The 15,249-nt window shown below is 36.8% G+C and carries 12 protein-coding genes; 6 read left to right on the forward strand and 6 right to left on the reverse strand.

Features of this window, described 5'->3' with window-relative positions; all coding sequences use genetic code 11:
- Positions 1 to 2: 2 nt before the first annotated feature.
- The 5 genes from L3049_RS18730 (at position 3) to trpA (ending at position 5,079) form a co-directional block, all read left to right on the forward strand.
- On the forward strand, positions 3 to 572 hold the full coding sequence (locus L3049_RS18730) for an anthranilate synthase component II (RefSeq protein ID WP_275111357.1): 570 nt from the start codon (positions 3 to 5) through the stop codon (positions 570 to 572).
- Positions 573 to 664: 92 nt separating this feature from the next.
- Positions 665 to 1,657 carry an anthranilate phosphoribosyltransferase gene (gene trpD, locus L3049_RS18735; protein WP_275111358.1) on the forward strand — a complete coding sequence of 331 codons (993 nt, stop codon included), beginning with the start codon at positions 665 to 667 and terminating at the stop codon, positions 1,655 to 1,657.
- Between the two features lie 2 nt (positions 1,658 to 1,659).
- On the forward strand, positions 1,660 to 2,463 hold the full coding sequence (gene trpC / locus L3049_RS18740; RefSeq protein WP_275111359.1) for an indole-3-glycerol phosphate synthase TrpC: 804 nt from the start codon (positions 1,660 to 1,662) through the stop codon (positions 2,461 to 2,463).
- Positions 2,464 to 2,473: 10 nt separating this feature from the next.
- Positions 2,474 to 4,294 carry a bifunctional phosphoribosylanthranilate isomerase/tryptophan synthase subunit beta gene (locus tag L3049_RS18745; RefSeq protein ID WP_275111360.1) on the forward strand — a complete coding sequence of 607 codons (1,821 nt, stop codon included), beginning with the start codon at positions 2,474 to 2,476 and terminating at the stop codon, positions 4,292 to 4,294.
- Between the two features lie 35 nt (positions 4,295 to 4,329).
- Positions 4,330 to 5,079 (forward strand): tryptophan synthase subunit alpha, encoded by a 750-nt coding sequence (trpA, locus tag L3049_RS18750; RefSeq protein ID WP_275111361.1) that lies wholly within the window; start codon positions 4,330 to 4,332, stop codon positions 5,077 to 5,079.
- 127 nt (positions 5,080 to 5,206) lie between these two features.
- Here the strand turns inward: trpA and L3049_RS18755 are convergent, their stop codons facing one another.
- The 6 genes from L3049_RS18755 to L3049_RS18780 all read right to left on the reverse strand — a co-directional run bounded on the left by L3049_RS18755 (position 5,207) and on the right by L3049_RS18780 (position 13,174).
- On the reverse strand, positions 5,207 to 5,836 hold the full coding sequence (locus L3049_RS18755; RefSeq protein WP_275111362.1) for a hypothetical protein: 630 nt from the start codon (positions 5,834 to 5,836) through the stop codon (positions 5,207 to 5,209).
- 210 nt (positions 5,837 to 6,046) lie between these two features.
- Complete coding sequence (locus tag L3049_RS18760) at positions 6,047 to 6,469, reverse strand: hypothetical protein (RefSeq protein ID WP_275111363.1); 423 nt, start codon at positions 6,467 to 6,469, stop codon at positions 6,047 to 6,049.
- Between the two features lie 15 nt (positions 6,470 to 6,484).
- Complete coding sequence (locus L3049_RS18765; RefSeq protein ID WP_275111364.1) at positions 6,485 to 7,075, reverse strand: toxin-antitoxin system YwqK family antitoxin; 591 nt, start codon at positions 7,073 to 7,075, stop codon at positions 6,485 to 6,487.
- A 142-nt stretch (positions 7,076 to 7,217) separates the two neighbouring features.
- On the reverse strand, positions 7,218 to 7,928 hold the full coding sequence (locus L3049_RS18770; protein WP_275111365.1) for a hypothetical protein: 711 nt from the start codon (positions 7,926 to 7,928) through the stop codon (positions 7,218 to 7,220).
- 1,628 nt (positions 7,929 to 9,556) lie between these two features.
- The gene (locus L3049_RS18775; protein WP_275111366.1) at positions 9,557 to 10,426 is read right to left on the reverse strand and encodes a hypothetical protein; all 870 of its coding nucleotides are present in this window, start codon (positions 10,424 to 10,426) and stop codon (positions 9,557 to 9,559) included.
- Between the two features lie 180 nt (positions 10,427 to 10,606).
- Complete coding sequence (locus tag L3049_RS18780) at positions 10,607 to 13,174, reverse strand: glycoside hydrolase family 3 C-terminal domain-containing protein (protein ID WP_275111367.1); 2,568 nt, start codon at positions 13,172 to 13,174, stop codon at positions 10,607 to 10,609.
- 260 nt (positions 13,175 to 13,434) lie between these two features.
- On the opposite strand from L3049_RS18780, the gene L3049_RS18785 reads away from it, so the two are divergent.
- Positions 13,435 to 14,610, forward strand: a complete 1,176-nt coding sequence (locus tag L3049_RS18785; RefSeq protein WP_275111368.1) for a helix-turn-helix domain-containing protein — start codon at positions 13,435 to 13,437, stop codon at positions 14,608 to 14,610.
- The last annotated feature ends 639 nt before the right edge of the window (positions 14,611 to 15,249 follow it).

The raw sequence follows: 15,249 nt of genomic DNA on the forward strand, positions 1-15,249 counted from the left end.
ATATGAAGATATTGGTATTAGATAATTACGATTCCTTCACCTATAATTTGGTGGAATACTTGCGTAAGTTGGGAGCCAAGGATGTTGAAGTGCATCGTAATCGAGAAATCGAATTGAAGGATGTAGCGAAGTATGATAAGATCTTATTATCACCTGGCCCAGGGATTCCTGACGAGGCTGGAATTTTAAAAGATGTGATTAAGGAATATGCTGCAACAAAGTCGATATTAGGTGTTTGTTTGGGAGAACAGGCAATTGCCGAAGTCTTTGGTGGTAGCATCGAAAATTTAGATAAAGTTTATCACGGAGTTGCGACTTCGGTTTTTAGAACGGATGATGATCAAGGCGTTTTGCAAGGATTGGAGAAAGAGTTTCAAGCAGGAAGATACCATTCTTGGAATGTGGTGAAGGAAGATTTACCAGAATGTTTGACAATTACTTGTGAAGATTCAGAAGGACAGATTATGGGAATTCGCCATAAGGAATATGATGTGCAGGGAGTTCAATTTCATCCGGAATCGGTTTTAACTCCTGAAGGAATGAAAATGATTGAAAATTGGCTGAAAGGATAAGTTCCAAGCTAAAAGTAACAAGTCTCAAGTAAAAAAAAGCTGTCTGCCAAGAGCTGAAAGCTGATTGCTAATAAGAAATAAAAAAAAACAGAATGCGCAATATATTACATCATTTATTTGAACACAAAACCTTAAAAAAGGACGAAGCCAAAGAGGTTTTGATTCAAATTACAAAGGGAAATTTTAACGAGTTTCAGATTACTTCTTTTCTTACTGTATTTATGATGCGAAGCATTACCGTTGAGGAGTTGACTGGCTTTAGAGAAGCACTTTTAGAGCTTTGTATTCCTGTAGATCTATCGGAATACAATGGCGTTGATTTATGCGGTACTGGTGGCGATGGGAAAAATACCTTCAACATCTCAACTTTAGCCTCTTTTGTGGTGGCTGGAGCAGGAGAAAAAGTTACCAAACATGGAAATTATGGCGTATCTTCTTTTTGTGGATCATCCAATGTAATTGAGCATTTGGGATATCAGTTTAAAAATAAGGAAGAAGACCTGAAAAGAGATTTGGATGAGGCAGGAATTTGCTTTTTACATGCTCCCTTGTTTAATCCAGCAATGAAGAATATTGCACCGATCCGTAGAGATTTGGGTGTAAGAACCTTCTTTAATATGTTGGGGCCATTGGTAAATCCATCGCGACCAAAGAATCAGATTGTGGGCGTGTTTGATTTGGAATTGGCTCGCTTGTATCAATACCTATTGCAAGAAACGGATTCTAATTTTACGGTAATTCATGGCATTGATGGTTACGATGAGGTTTCCTTAACGGGTAAGGTGAAGCTGATTGGTAATCAGATGGAAGAATTATTAGAACCTGAGGCATTTGGGAAAAGAAAGTTGAGCCCTGAAGAATTGTATGGTGGCGAAACGGTGGAAGAAGCAGCGAAAATATTTGTAGATATTTTGAACGGTAAGGGAACTGAAGCTCAAAATGCTGTAGTTACGATTAATGCAGGCTTGGCAATTCATTGTTTGCATCCAGAAATAAGTAGAGCAGATGCCATTGGAAGAGCAGAAGAAGCATTGCTTTCGGGTAAATCTTACCAAGTATTACAAAAACTGACAAAGAGAAACTAAGCATGAGTGCAAAGCAAAATATATTAGACAAGATTGTTCAGCAAAAGTTGGCTGAGGTTGCCGTTCAGAAAGAGCAAACGCCAATTTTCCAATTGATGGAGTGTGAGAATTTCAAGCGCAAATGCTATTCGGCAAAGGAATCAATTAGCAAACAAGGTGCATCGGGTGTGATCGCTGAATTTAAACGTCAATCGCCTTCTAAAGGAGTGATTAACGGAACAGCTAAGCCAGCAGATGTTGTAAAAGATTACGAAGAGGCGGGAGCTTCTATGGTTTCTGTGTTGACCGACGAGAAATTTTTTGGTGCAAAGGCAAGTGATTTTGCAAGTGCCAGAGAAACATTAAACATTCCCTTGTTGAGAAAAGAGTTTATTGTAGATTCTTATCAGATTTATCAATCGAAAGCAATGGGAGCAGATGTAATTCTACTGATTGCAGCCATTTTAACACCGCAACGATGCAAAGATTTTGCTTTTATAGCAAAAGATTTGGGAATGGAAGTTTTATTGGAACTTCATGATGATGCGGAGTTGAAGCATGTAAACAAGTTTGTGGATTTGGTTGGAATCAACAATCGAAACCTAAAGGATTTCTCCGTAGACACAGAACGATCAATTCGTTTGGCAAAGAGATTACCTGAAGATATGATTCGAGTGGCAGAGAGTGGTTTGGATAGCCCAGAGGTTGTGAAAGACATGAGAGAGAATGGATTTCAGGCATTTTTAATGGGAGAGCATTTTATGAAGATGGATTCTCCTGGAGATACATGCAAGTCTTTTATTAAAGAAATTGTTGCAGCAATATAATTGAGAAATGATGACGGAGCATTTGAAAATTAAAGTTTGCGGTCTGCGCGATAAAGATAATCTTAAAGAGCTGATGGAATTACCATTGGACTACATGGGCTTTATCTATTATTCAAAATCAGCACGCTTTGTTGGGGACGATTTCGATGCAGATATTCTAAAATCGATTCCTTCTGATATCCGAAAAGTTGGTGTTTTTGTGAATGAATCGGTGGAAAAGATTCTACTATTAGCAGAGAAATATAGACTGGATGTAATTCAGTTGCATGGTGACGAAACACCAAATGTGTGTAAAACAATTAAAGATTCAGGCTTAGAGGTGTTTAAGGCATTTCAATTGAATGAGTCATTTCAATTTGAGCAATTGGAATCCTATCATAAAAAATGTGATTATTTTCTATTTGATACCAAATCAGAATCTTATGGAGGAAGTGGTAAAAAGTTCAATTGGCAAATCTTAGAAAAGTACAAAGGAGAAACCGCTTTCTTTTTAAGTGGCGGAATTGGAATTGACGATGTAGAGGCAGTAAAAGAATTTCAGCATCCCAAGTTAATTGGTGTTGATGTTAATTCAGGATTTGAGGAAAGCCCGGCAGTAAAGAAAGTTGGCTTGGTAAAAGAGTTTGTAAAATCAGTAAGAGAAAAGAAGATGAGTGATAATAAATACGCAGTAAATGATCGTGGGTACTATGGACAGTTTGGTGGTGCTTATATTCCAGAATTAATGCGTGCAAATGTAGATGAATTGCGAGAAAATTATCTGAAGATATTAAGCTCGGAGCAATTTCAGAAGGATTATGCACGTTTGTTGGATAATTATGTGGGAAGACCTACGCCACTTACGAAAGTAGAGAATTTATCGAAACGATTTGGTACCAATATCTATTTAAAGCGTGAAGATCTGAACCACACTGGCGCTCACAAAATTAACAATACTATTGGGCAAATTCTTTTGGCAAAACACCTAGGTAAAAAAAGGATAATTGCTGAAACTGGAGCAGGACAACATGGGGTAGCAACTGCAACTGTATGTGCTCTTTTCGGGCTCGAATGTGTCGTTCATATGGGTGCACTCGATGTGGAAAGACAAGCACCCAATGTGGCTCGTATGCAAATGCTAGGTGCTACCGTCATTCCTGCTACATCGGGAAATCAAACTCTTAAAGATGCAACCAACGAGGCCATTCGTGATTGGATTGCGAATCCTCACTCCTTTTACCTAATTGGCTCGGTAGTTGGTCCACATCCTTATCCGGATATGGTTAGTCGATTACAATCGATAATTTCTGAAGAAATAAAAGAACAACTCGTAAAAGAACAGGATAAACAAAATCCTGATTGCGTGATTGCTTGCGTAGGTGGTGGTAGCAATGCAGCAGGTGCTTTCTATCATTTTCTGGATGAAAAGGAAGTGAATCTGGTAGCAGTTGAAGCTTCTGGTATGGGTGTTGATAGTGGCGAAACGGCTGCAACAATAACCATTGGCGATGTTGGTTTTATTCATGGTAGCAAAACCTTGCTTATGCAAGATGATGATGGTCAAATCATTGAACCATACTCAATTTCAGCAGGTTTAGATTATCCTGGTGTTGGTCCGCTGCATGCACATTTAGCAGAATCGGGTAGAGCACAGTTTTTATCGGTTACTGATCAGGAAGCACTGGATGCTGCAATGGTGTTGGCAAAAACAGAGGGAATTATTCCTGCTTTGGAATCGGCACACGCATTGGCTGCTTTGGAAAAGATGAAATTTACCAAGGATGATGTGGTTGTCCTGAATTTATCGGGAAGAGGCGATAAGGATATGGAAACTTATATGAATAATCTGTAAAGACGCACTGCTGTACGTCTCTAACAAACGTAACAATGAATAGAATAGATCAATTATTTCAAAATAAAGGAAAGGATATCTTATCGATCTACTTTCCGGCCGGATACCCAAACCTGGAAGATACCATTCCAACCTTACAGCTTTTGCAAGACAAAGGCGTTGATTTGGTGGAAATAGGAATTCCTTTTTCTGATCCTTTGGCAGATGGGCCTGTAATTCAATTAGCGGCAAAACAAGCGCTCGACAATGGAATGAGCTTAAAGAAGTTGTTTAGTCAGCTAAAAGATGCACGCAAAACCATTACAATGCCTTTAATTTTAATGGGTTATTGGAATGTGGTATTTAAATATGGTGTTGATGCATTTTTGGCTGATTGCCAAGCTTGCGGTATCGATGGGGTGATATTGCCAGATTTGCCATTGGAAGAATACGAAGAGGAATACAAAGCAAAGTTTGAGGCGCACGGTGTGTATCATGTTTTGTTGGTTACACCAGAAACAACCGACGAACGAATGGTGAAAATTGAAAAGGCTGCCAAAGGTTTCCTATACATGGTTTCTACATCGGCTACCACGGGTGGTGCAGTAGAGCAAAGCAAGGAGCGAGAAGATTACTTTAAAAAGGTAGCCAGTTTGGATATTCCTTCCTTAATTGGTTTTGGAATTAGAGACAAGCAAAGTTTTCAGCACGCATCAAGTTTTTCTGATGGTGCCATTATTGGAACGGCTTTTATTAAAGCATTGGAAAAGGGTAATGCTGCCGAGTTTATTGATGCTCTACTCTAAAAGTACTTTTAAAATTTACTAAGATGAAGAAAGCCACCGTGAGGTGGCTTTTTGTTTGTGGAGCACGAGCTACAAGCTCTTGCTAGCAGGGGGAAGCGTGGCTATTGCTTTTGCACTGTATACAATTCTACTGTGTATTGGACATTTTATTAACTTCCCATTTATCAACAATATAGTTGTTCCAGATACCTTCTCTTAATGTTAAATTGATATCTAGGAGTTTAGGATCTGTATCAAAGTATTTTCCATATGTTTTGTGATTAATTTTTATGCTTGTTTCATGTTTCTGGAAATAGAAATGAACACTTGGTGAAGTTCGACTATGACCAGGAACAAGCTTTGTTATTTGACAATTAACTATTTCAGTAGGTTTTTTTTTGATTCTGCTCTTATTTAATTTGACCCAAATAATATTAGCTACTAATCCAAAGCTTAAGCAGGATATGAAAAACCCTTTTAAGATGAGAATACAAGCTAAGGTTATTTTTATAAAAAAATGATTTGCTTCGGAAAGTGTCTTTTCTATTTTTTTAAATCTTGATATCCCTAAAATGATCATTCCAACTATTATTGGCAGAATAAAAACGTATAAGAAGTGCCTATTGTCGTTTCCTATTGTGATGATATCATAGAATGTGTAAATGAGAATTGATAAAACCATAAGAACTATAACAATTTTATAGTCATTTGATATTGTTTTCGATTTACTATTCCTACCAATACTCTTGTTCTTAATTCGTTTTTTCTTTCTTGGCATAATTGAATTGGTGTATGTTGTTTTTTTATTCTTGCCTTGCAGAGCAAGAGCTATAAGCTCGTGCTAGCAGGGGAATGTCAAATTCTGACTTGATTATTTAGGCTTCGAATCCAAGGCTGCCGCACGAATCCTTTCGTGTGATTTTAAATTATCCAAAGGAACGCTATAGAATAGCGTTCTATCAATTTTTTCTGCTTTGCAGAGCACGAGCTACAAGCTCGCGCTAGCAGGGGCATAACTTAAAGCCTCCTCTGCTGAATTTATTGGAGCAAAGTATGTCTTTAAATCTTCTTGATTGTTTAAAATATGATATTTGGAACATTCTTTTATGATTACACAAACACTTTCTGAAAATAGGCAGCCAAAGTAAACTAGACAATTATCATTAACTATTTCTTTAATACCAAGAGTTATCGGATGTTTAGGTTTTAATGAGCTGATAAAGAGGTTGTTGTTGTTGTTGTTGTTGTTGTCAATTTCAGCTAAGTTAAATGTATCTTTTAGAAAATTGAATTTAGCAGAGTCGATTTGAATTGCTTTTTCAATCAATCGGGTTTCATTATCATGCGTAATAGTAATTTGAGTGCATGAAAAAGCTAAAAGTGAAAATATGATTAGTATTGAATTCTTCATTTAAGTATTGACTATTTAAATTAACTGTCTGAATGAGATAATAAATTTATTATCATATTCTTTTGTTTTATTCACGGAGCCGTCTTCATTGTAAAATGTCCAGACACCATCTCTTCTAAGACCAACATATTTTCCACATATTTTTAGTTTTCCACTTTTATAGTAAAGCTTATATGGTCCATATCCTTCGAAAAAGACATTGTTATATTCACTCTTAATATTTCCATTTTTATAATATTCGATGACGTGAAATACTCTATCATTTTTACCATTTTGGATAGTTGAAATTATCTTAGATCGTTTAAAATAAAGAATACATTTCCCATGTTCCACTCCCTTAGCGTATTCTGTCTCTGAACTAAGCTTTCCTTTCTTATTGTATGTTCTAAAAAGCCCATGTACCTTACTGTTTATAAATGGAATTTCGCTCTTTGTTAGACCATTTTTATAATAATGTATTGCTTGTAAAATCTCTCCTTTTTTACTAATTATCTCTTTACACGAAACTTTTCCATTTCTGTGATAACGACAAATTCTTTCTGTATTTTGAGAGAAGCAAAAACTGAAATTAAGTAAGAGAACTATCAATACTATTATTCTATTCATTGCCTTATGATTTTTGGATAAATATCTTTATTACAGAGTAGCTCATTAAAATTATGGATAACTGGTCTTGTCGAGTTTCTTAAGCTTTCGATAGCTATTGGGAGCCAATGCCCATGACAATTTAGTTTTTTTGGCACAGTTGTTATTCTTCAATTAGTCCCATTTGCTCAAGAATGAGTATTCCAAGATGAGTAATACTTTTTCTAGTTACTTTTGGTTTACCTGTTTGTCTGTTAAATTCAGCAATTCCAGATTTCTTGTCAATTTGAATATGATACTTAATTAATTGTAGTCTTTCTAAATGTTCTTTATAACTTGATTGAATAGAAGCTTTATTATGAGATTCTTTACCTGAAACTTTTGAAACACTTACTGGGCTTAGAATATTTCTATGTTCATTGTAAAAGTTGTTTTCATTCATTCTTGTTGAATCATAATAATATCTCAGCCAAATTATTTCGGCGTCATTTAATTCTTCTAAAATTTTAAGTAAATACTTGGATTCGATTAACTGTATTGACTTTTCAGAGATTCCATTAGTTATAATTGAAGCAATATATTTTCTTCTATTGTCACTTTTTGCTCTTGATGCTTGTACAAAACCTTCTTCAATTAAGTCAATAAAATCAGGATTATTCTTTAATGCAATAATTGTTTCTTTTGGAATTTTTGAGATGTTTTTGTCTAGGATTTTGATGTACTCAGTTAATCTATCAATTCTTTGATTTGGAATAATATTTCCAACAATTTCTGAAAGTAAAGGTCCTGCAAATGGAATAATACCAACTGTTGATTTAATTATTGATACAATATGGTCTGTTTCATTGTTTTGAAATTCACTTTTATCAAGCATGTTTTCTTTTAAATTTTAATTTGAGATAAATTAATATTCTTCAAGTTCGCATAGGGGAATTGTGCCCAACTAGTTTATATAGACATTTTTCTTTAATGCTGGATGTGAAATTAAAGATTATTTATGATCATTCAAATTGCGAATCAGAATATTCCAAGGAATCAATATAATTATCTCTTGGTAAGCTGTTTTATAAAGTAAAACCGGTTCAGAGTTCATTTCAAATTCTGTAAAGCGCTTTATTTTTGTGCTTATAGCTGAGGTAGAGTCATGCGTATCGTTCAAAATCGTTTTTGTAAGTTATAAAAGCTATTCCGTAACATGAGTAGGGTAATCCGTTACATGAATTACTTCTTCCGTACGCAATTTTAGTTCTTCCGTAACATTGCGTTGTGTATCCGCACACAGTTTTGATACTTCCGTAACATCAACCTGCTCATCCGTACACTATTTTGGTTCTTCCGTAACAAGGAGGAATGCTTCCTTGTTGTAACGGAAGCACTTTCCCATGATACGTAAGGGTAAATCAATGATACGGACAGGTACTCTGATGATACGGAAGGGTGGTATGTTGTTACGGATTAGTGTTTCTAGGGATTTTTTCTCTGTCTTACTCGATGCCCCCGTGGTGGTGTTTTTGGTATTTAAACGCTGTCAGGACTTTCAGACTCTGACAGGTTTTTCTTTATTGCGACTTAGCTTTGTGTTCTTCGTGATATCCTTCGTTTACCTTGGTGGTTAAATTTTTTCTCTGTGGAACTCGGTGCCTCTGTGGTGATTGTTTTTAATGGATTGTGTGATTAATTCCTTTTGTGTTTTTTGTAATAATCCCAGAGGGATTTCATGTTTATAGCATGTGATGGAAATAGGTTATATGACCCCAGCGGGGTCATATGTTCATTCTCCATTATTGTTTCTATAAACATTTGAATCCTATGGATTCTGATTTTTTTCTTTGTTTTAATCAGTGTTCTGCGCGGTAATTATTTTTAATTAATCATACAATTATTCCCTTTGTGTTCTTCGGGATTTCCTTCGTTAACCTTTTCTCTGTGTTGCTCGGTGCTCTCTGTGGTAAATATTTTTAATTAATCATACAATTATTCCCTTTGTGTTCTTCGGGATTTCCTTCGTTAACCTTTTCTCTGTGTTGCTCGGTGCTCTCTGTGGTAAATATTTTTAAATAATCATGCAATTATTCCTTTTGTGTTCTTCGAGATATCCTTCGTTAACCTTTGTGGTTAAACTTTTCTCTGTGGAACTCGGTGCCTCTGTGGTGATTGTTTTTAATGGATTGTGTGATTAATTCCTTTTGTGTTTTCTGTGATAATCCCAAAGGGATTTCATGTTTATAGCATGTGATGGAAATAGGTTATATGACCCCAGCGGGGTCATATGTTCATTCTCCATTATTGTTTCTATAAACATTGGAATCCTATGGATTCTGATTTTTTTCTTTGTTTTAATCAGTGTTCTGCGCGGTAAATATTATTAATTAATCATGCAATTATTCCCTTTGTGTTCTTCGGGATTTCCTTCGTTTACTATGTGGTTAAATTTTTTCTTTGTGTAAATCGGTGCCTCTGTGGTAAATGTTTTTAATGGCTTTTGGATTTAATTTCTCTTGCTTAACGTAAGATTCCATCACCTAAAAAGGTTTTGAACTTTTCAGGATTCCCATTTTCATCACCGGTGAATAACCAAAACAACATGCCTGCATCCGAAATATCTGCTTTCCCGGTTGCGTGCGCTTGGGCTCTTTTGTACAAAAAGCGAATCCCCTCGTCTTTATGATCGCGCATCCAATACCAAGGCGAGAAATCCTTTCCCGAACACCATAATACATCTGGATTACCACAAGCATTTTGGTCTATAATTTTATGATATTGAATTCTGTTGCCACAAAGTTCCAGAATATCACTCCATGTGTGATGCCAGTCTCTGCGGGTTTCGTTTTCATTAAAACCACTGTGCGAAACAAGTTTAACATGCTTAAGTGCTTCCAATCCGCCCATATCAATTGCTTTTTCAACTGCTTGATAAACAAACTCAGATAGGCCTGCATGAATAAAATAAAGAGGATTTTCTGCAGTAGATAAAATCATTTCAGAGGCTAAATTAGTTTTAGCCTCCTCTAATTGTTTGGTCACATCATAAAAAATGGCAGCATTAAAATTCCACCTGCTGATAGCGCCATCGCAACTTATTTTATTTTGATTTTCGCTATCTGGTCCGGCAGGTGCGTCAATAAAATTATTGTACGAGCAATGCACCAATTTATCCTGAAGCTCAAGCTTCGCAAGAATTGCCAAACTTGCAGCCGCTGCACCCCAATCATCAGGGTCACCTATTGGCCATTTGTACTGATGATCAGGAGCGCTGTTACCATCAAAGCTGATGGCAATTCGGTTGTTGTTATAGTTCCAGTTCTGGGCATTCAAAATGCTTAAATTGTAGCAAACAAATAGGAGAGTGATAATAATTTTTACTGTTTTCATAAGTTTATATTTTTCTCGTTATACCGATTTCGCAATACTAAAAGGCTTTTTATCCCCTGAAGAGATTATTTTAATGGATTGCAAGTTTACCTCACCATGAAAGGTTTTTAATAAGCGTTAAACAACATCTCAATAAACACAAACTGCCCACCAAATAACGATGAGCAGTTTGTATTTTTACTATTTACAAGGATAAACTGTATGTTCTTTCAAACCACCCGGAGGGTAGATTGTAATTGATTTTAACTCAACTTCTCCTTCTAATATTTGTGCATTTATATTTTGTTCTACACCATATTCGGGAGGAATAGGGATCTTAATTTTCAACTTGCCTTTAGTTTTTACATCTGATTTATTCAGTTTATAAGTATCAATATTGTTACCCAGTATGGATAACTTAAAGATGGCTTCCCTGCTTTTTACCTCATAATTAACAACTGCATCCCATGTATTCACATAGAAACCGGGATCTGTGAAGGTGGTTTTAAATATTAGCCCTTCTGCTTTTTTCTCCTCTGTTTTTTCTGCTTTCAGAAAAGACTTATCTGCATAGATAGCATCCCATTTTTTAGTACGTAACGGGTTGTTTGCATCAAACCAAGCACTTTTGTTTTTAATATTTACAGGGGCTAAAGCACCACTTCCTACTTTAATTGTTTTGCTTAGGCTGATATTATCAGATGAGTTACCCACTAAAATATCAAATTTGCCTTTGTATACTTCAAACTGCGCATTGATGGTGTCGTAGTAAGCAAAAGCTTCATAGGGCACATCAAGCACTACCTTTTTTGTTTCACCAGCTTTTACATTCACACGTTTAAAGGCTTTTAGTGCTTTAATTGGCACTTTCGTTTTCGAACTTAAGTCTTTGATGTAAAGCTGAACCACCTCGTCACCATCATGTGCTCCAGTGTTATTTACATCAACGCTTACTTTCATTCGTTGGCCTGAATTTAATGCCGTTTTATCCAGCTGAAGGTTTGCCATTTCGAAATTCGTATAGCTCAATCCATAACCAAACGGGTAAAGAGGTTTACCTTCAAAATACATATAGGTGCGGTTGTTCTTGATATTGTAATCGTGCATATCGGGTAAGTCCTCGTGTGAGGTATACCAAGTAGAATTCAACTTACCACCAGGGTTTACCTTTCCAAACAAAACATTGGCAAGAGCAGTTCCTTGTTCCTGACCATTAGGCCACATACACACAATGCCCGGAATGTGCTCTTGTGCCCATGGGATAGCGGTAGGACCACTTGGCACCAATACAACAACTACGTTTTTGTTCACGCGGTAAATCTCCTCAATCAATCGCTGTTGAATGCCTGGGAGAGCAAGGGAGTGACGGTCTACATTCTCGGTAGAAGTACCTTCGTTGTTGCCCACTACTACGATAGCTAATTCTGCTTCTTTTGCTGCTATCACGGCTTCACGAAATCTCGACCTGTCATCATTAGCATCTGCTATAGTGCAGCCTTCTTTGTACACAATTTTTGCATTAGTGGCTGCTTTAATACCGTCTAGCGGACTTACTTTACTTTGCGGATGTCCGGAGTAAATACCCAACCAACAATGGTCGGCAAATGGTCCCACTACAGCAATTGATTTATAGTCTTTTTTCAATGGCAAAACACCATCGTTTTTCAGCAAAACCATGGATTGTTCTGCTGCCTTACGAGCCAGCTTTTTATGTGCATCACATTCTAGTACTGATTCTGGAATATTTGCCCAAGGGCTTAACTTTTTATCATCAAAATCGCCTGTCATAAATCGCAATCGCAATAAACGAGCTACGGCAATATCCAGTTCTTTTTCGGTTATCAAACCTTGTTCAATAGCGCCTTTCAAACCTTTTACCATTTTTGAAGCATTCGGGCGAAAACATTCTTGGTCGCAAGAGGCTTTGATAGCCATTGATGCAGCTATTTCGTAACTGTCTACTAACTTCTTGTAGTCTTTGTGGCCACCTATGTCACCCCAGTCGGCTATCACATAACCTTTGAAACCCCATTCATCACGTAGTACATCTTGTAGCAACCATTTATTGGTAGAACAAGGCACACCGTTTAGTCCGTTTAGTGCGGTCATAATTCCAGCTGCTTCTTCATCGGTAACCATTGACTTGTAAGCTGGAAAATAATATTCGCGTAGGTCTTTCTCGGATATATTTGAGTAGATATTTTCGCGACGAAACTCTACGTTATTGGCCACAAAGTGCTTTACTGTTGTTACTGTTTTTAGGTATTTATCATCGTTGCCCTGCATGCCACGCACATACATACGTACCATTTCGGTCATCAAAAATGGGTCTTCGCTATAGCACTCCCCATTCCGCCCCCAGCGCGGATCGCGTGCCATGTTTACGGTTGGTGAAAACATCATCACCTCTTTTTTGCCCATATTCTTTAAGGCACGAGCTTCGTTAGAAATCGCAGTAGCCACTTCGTGCATTAGCTCAGGATTCCATGTAGCTCCCATTGCAATGTTTTGCGGAAAAGAAGTCGCTCCCCAGCCAATAATACCGTGCAAAGCTTCTCCATACCACATATAAGAAGGGATACCCAAACGTTCAATAGCCGGGATATCGGAGCTACATTGGCTCATTTTTTCTTCTAAGGTCATCTTCGACAATAAATCTTTTACCCGCTCATCAACAGGTGCGTTGGGGTCTTTCCAAACCTGAGCATTTAACATCAAAATACTTGCTAGAAGAACTAATAAACTACTTATAATCTTTTTGTTTGCCATCTCATTTAATTTCTGATAAACCTACTGTGTTTGCTTTCTTATTGATAAGATTTTTACTGTGTTGGTAGTGTTTACTACAATAGTACAGACAATGTCAATCGAAAATGGAATAATTTACTCCGTTTTGTGTTCCGAAACGGCAACTGCAACGGTGATTTAACGGTTAAATGTGGTCGTATAAGGATATCAAAATCAGCAATGTGATTGATTTTAAAATAGAATGTGTGGATTAGAGAAAAAACGTGTTATTTTTGTGTGGTATGATAAATAAAAACGAAGAAAAATCCATTGAAGAGGCATTGAATCGCATCTGTTCGCACAAGCTGTTTGTAAACTCACCAACTAATAGTAGCCTGCTAAAATACCTTGTTGAAAAGGCAATAGCAAAAGAGGAAATAAACGAGATTACAATTGGCAGTGAACTTTATGGAATTGACTATTCGGAAAACAAAAGTAACAGTACTGTTCGCTCGTATATGTACAAGCTTCGCAATAAGCTCGCAGATTACTACGCGGATGCAGGGGCGAAAGAGTCTTTGCTATTCGAAATTAGCAAGGGGCAGTGCAATCTAAGTTTTTTATCACCCACGGAATATCATAAATCAAGAGGAGAAAAGGGCAACACAGTTACTATCCCGATAAAATATATTAAAGTTGTATCAGGTGTTTTGTTGCTGACTATTCTGAGCTTTTTTCTTGTGAAAACAATTGCTGACAAACCCAATTTTGTTTGGGCGTCTTATTTTGAAGCGAATTCGGATAATCTTCTTGTTGTATCTGATCAATTTGTAGTAGGAGAGACCTTTCCCGATGGCAAGGAGCGTGCAGTTTTGTATCATGAAGTAAACAACAACAACGATTTTATTAAATACAGCCAGCAACATCCTGAGAAAAGCATACAACTTACCGATTACACTTTGATGTCGAAAATGGCACCTTATACAGTTAATGCATTAAGTAAGTGGTTTACGGAAAATGATAGCAGTTTCGATCTTAAGTTGGAGAGCAAGCTTAGCTACGATGATGCGCGAAATCATAACATTCTGTTTGTTGGGCAATATAAAACCATGAACTTATCGAAATCCTTATTCTTAAAGGACAGTAAAGTGTTTGCAACTTTTAATGATGGTTTTAAATACAATAATGGAAGTGTCGCAAAAGTGTACAACACTCGCTTTGGTGAAAATCAGAAAGTGGAATATGCAATGGTTTCTTTCAATCCGCTAAGCAATGGCAAAAATGCCTTGTATTTTGTATCGAACAATGATATTGGTGTTATGGCAACGGTTAGGAAGTTTACGGATGAAAAATGGTTGAAAGAATTTGCCAAACAACTTCCAGATGAGTCGATACATTTTAATGCTTTGTTTGAGGTGAGTGGATTGCAACGAACTGATGTTAGCTGTGAATTGGTAGAGTTAGAGGTGTTGAAGTAAGGTTTGTCTTTTGCGCAACTCAGTGTTCTTTGCGATTATCCCAGAGGGATTTCATGTTTATAGCAGGTGAAGGTGATAGAAGATTTACCCCCGCTGGTTTCTTATTTTTTTCTCTGTGTAACTCGGTGTTCTCTATGGAAAAAACTTTTGCGGTTATATTTTGTATTTTGTCCTCAAGTTGGACAGGCTTTTACTTTTCCATTGATGAAAAGTAAACAAAAATCTACCGCGGCAGAAAAAATCACTAAAAATCAGATCATTTCGCTAAAACCTGGAACTCGTCCTTTTAGCCACCCAGCTTCGCTGATCCCGAAAAATCGGGATTCGAGTCTAACGTTCCTCAAACATGCCAGTTTTCTTAACGCTCCTTTATTCTGATTTTCTTAACGCAATTTTTTCTAATGCGGACCTTAGTGCAACTTTGTTTATTCTCTGTGTACTTTGTGTTCTTCGTGCTATACTTCGATTGCCTTAGTGGTTAAACTTTTCTCTGTGTAGCTCGGTGCCTCTGTGGTAAAAATCTTTGTCAGGTTCTGACTATAAGTAAGCTGTGTATGTCAGATTCTGACTCTACTCTACAGGTTTCGAATAATAGATTCTTATTGAGATTTGTCTTGTGTTTTTTACTTTGTCCTCAAG

Origin of the sequence: Labilibaculum sp. DW002 (assembly GCF_029029525.1) — a bacterium.
Taxonomy (GTDB): Bacteria; Bacteroidota; Bacteroidia; order Bacteroidales; family Marinifilaceae; genus Paralabilibaculum; species Paralabilibaculum antarcticum.

Excerpts from the sequence above, each read along its gene's own strand:
- L3049_RS18730 (WP_275111357.1), top strand. The coding sequence starts at position 3 with ATGAAGATATTGGTATTAGATAATTACGATTCCTTCACCTATAATTTG.
- trpD (WP_275111358.1), top strand. The coding sequence starts at position 665 with ATGCGCAATATATTACATCATTTATTTGAACACAAAACCTTAAAAAAG.
- trpC (WP_275111359.1), top strand. The coding sequence starts at position 1,660 with ATGAGTGCAAAGCAAAATATATTAGACAAGATTGTTCAGCAAAAGTTG.
- L3049_RS18745 (WP_275111360.1), top strand. The coding sequence starts at position 2,474 with ATGACGGAGCATTTGAAAATTAAAGTTTGCGGTCTGCGCGATAAAGAT.
- trpA (WP_275111361.1), top strand. The coding sequence starts at position 4,330 with ATGAATAGAATAGATCAATTATTTCAAAATAAAGGAAAGGATATCTTA.
- L3049_RS18755 (WP_275111362.1), bottom strand. The coding sequence starts at position 5,836 with ATGCCAAGAAAGAAAAAACGAATTAAGAACAAGAGTATTGGTAGGAAT.
- L3049_RS18760 (WP_275111363.1), bottom strand. The coding sequence starts at position 6,469 with ATGAAGAATTCAATACTAATCATATTTTCACTTTTAGCTTTTTCATGC.
- L3049_RS18765 (WP_275111364.1), bottom strand. The coding sequence starts at position 7,075 with ATGAATAGAATAATAGTATTGATAGTTCTCTTACTTAATTTCAGTTTT.
- L3049_RS18770 (WP_275111365.1), bottom strand. The coding sequence starts at position 7,928 with ATGCTTGATAAAAGTGAATTTCAAAACAATGAAACAGACCATATTGTA.
- L3049_RS18775 (WP_275111366.1), bottom strand. The coding sequence starts at position 10,426 with ATGAAAACAGTAAAAATTATTATCACTCTCCTATTTGTTTGCTACAAT.
- L3049_RS18780 (WP_275111367.1), bottom strand. The coding sequence starts at position 13,174 with ATGGCAAACAAAAAGATTATAAGTAGTTTATTAGTTCTTCTAGCAAGT.
- L3049_RS18785 (WP_275111368.1), top strand. The coding sequence starts at position 13,435 with ATGATAAATAAAAACGAAGAAAAATCCATTGAAGAGGCATTGAATCGC.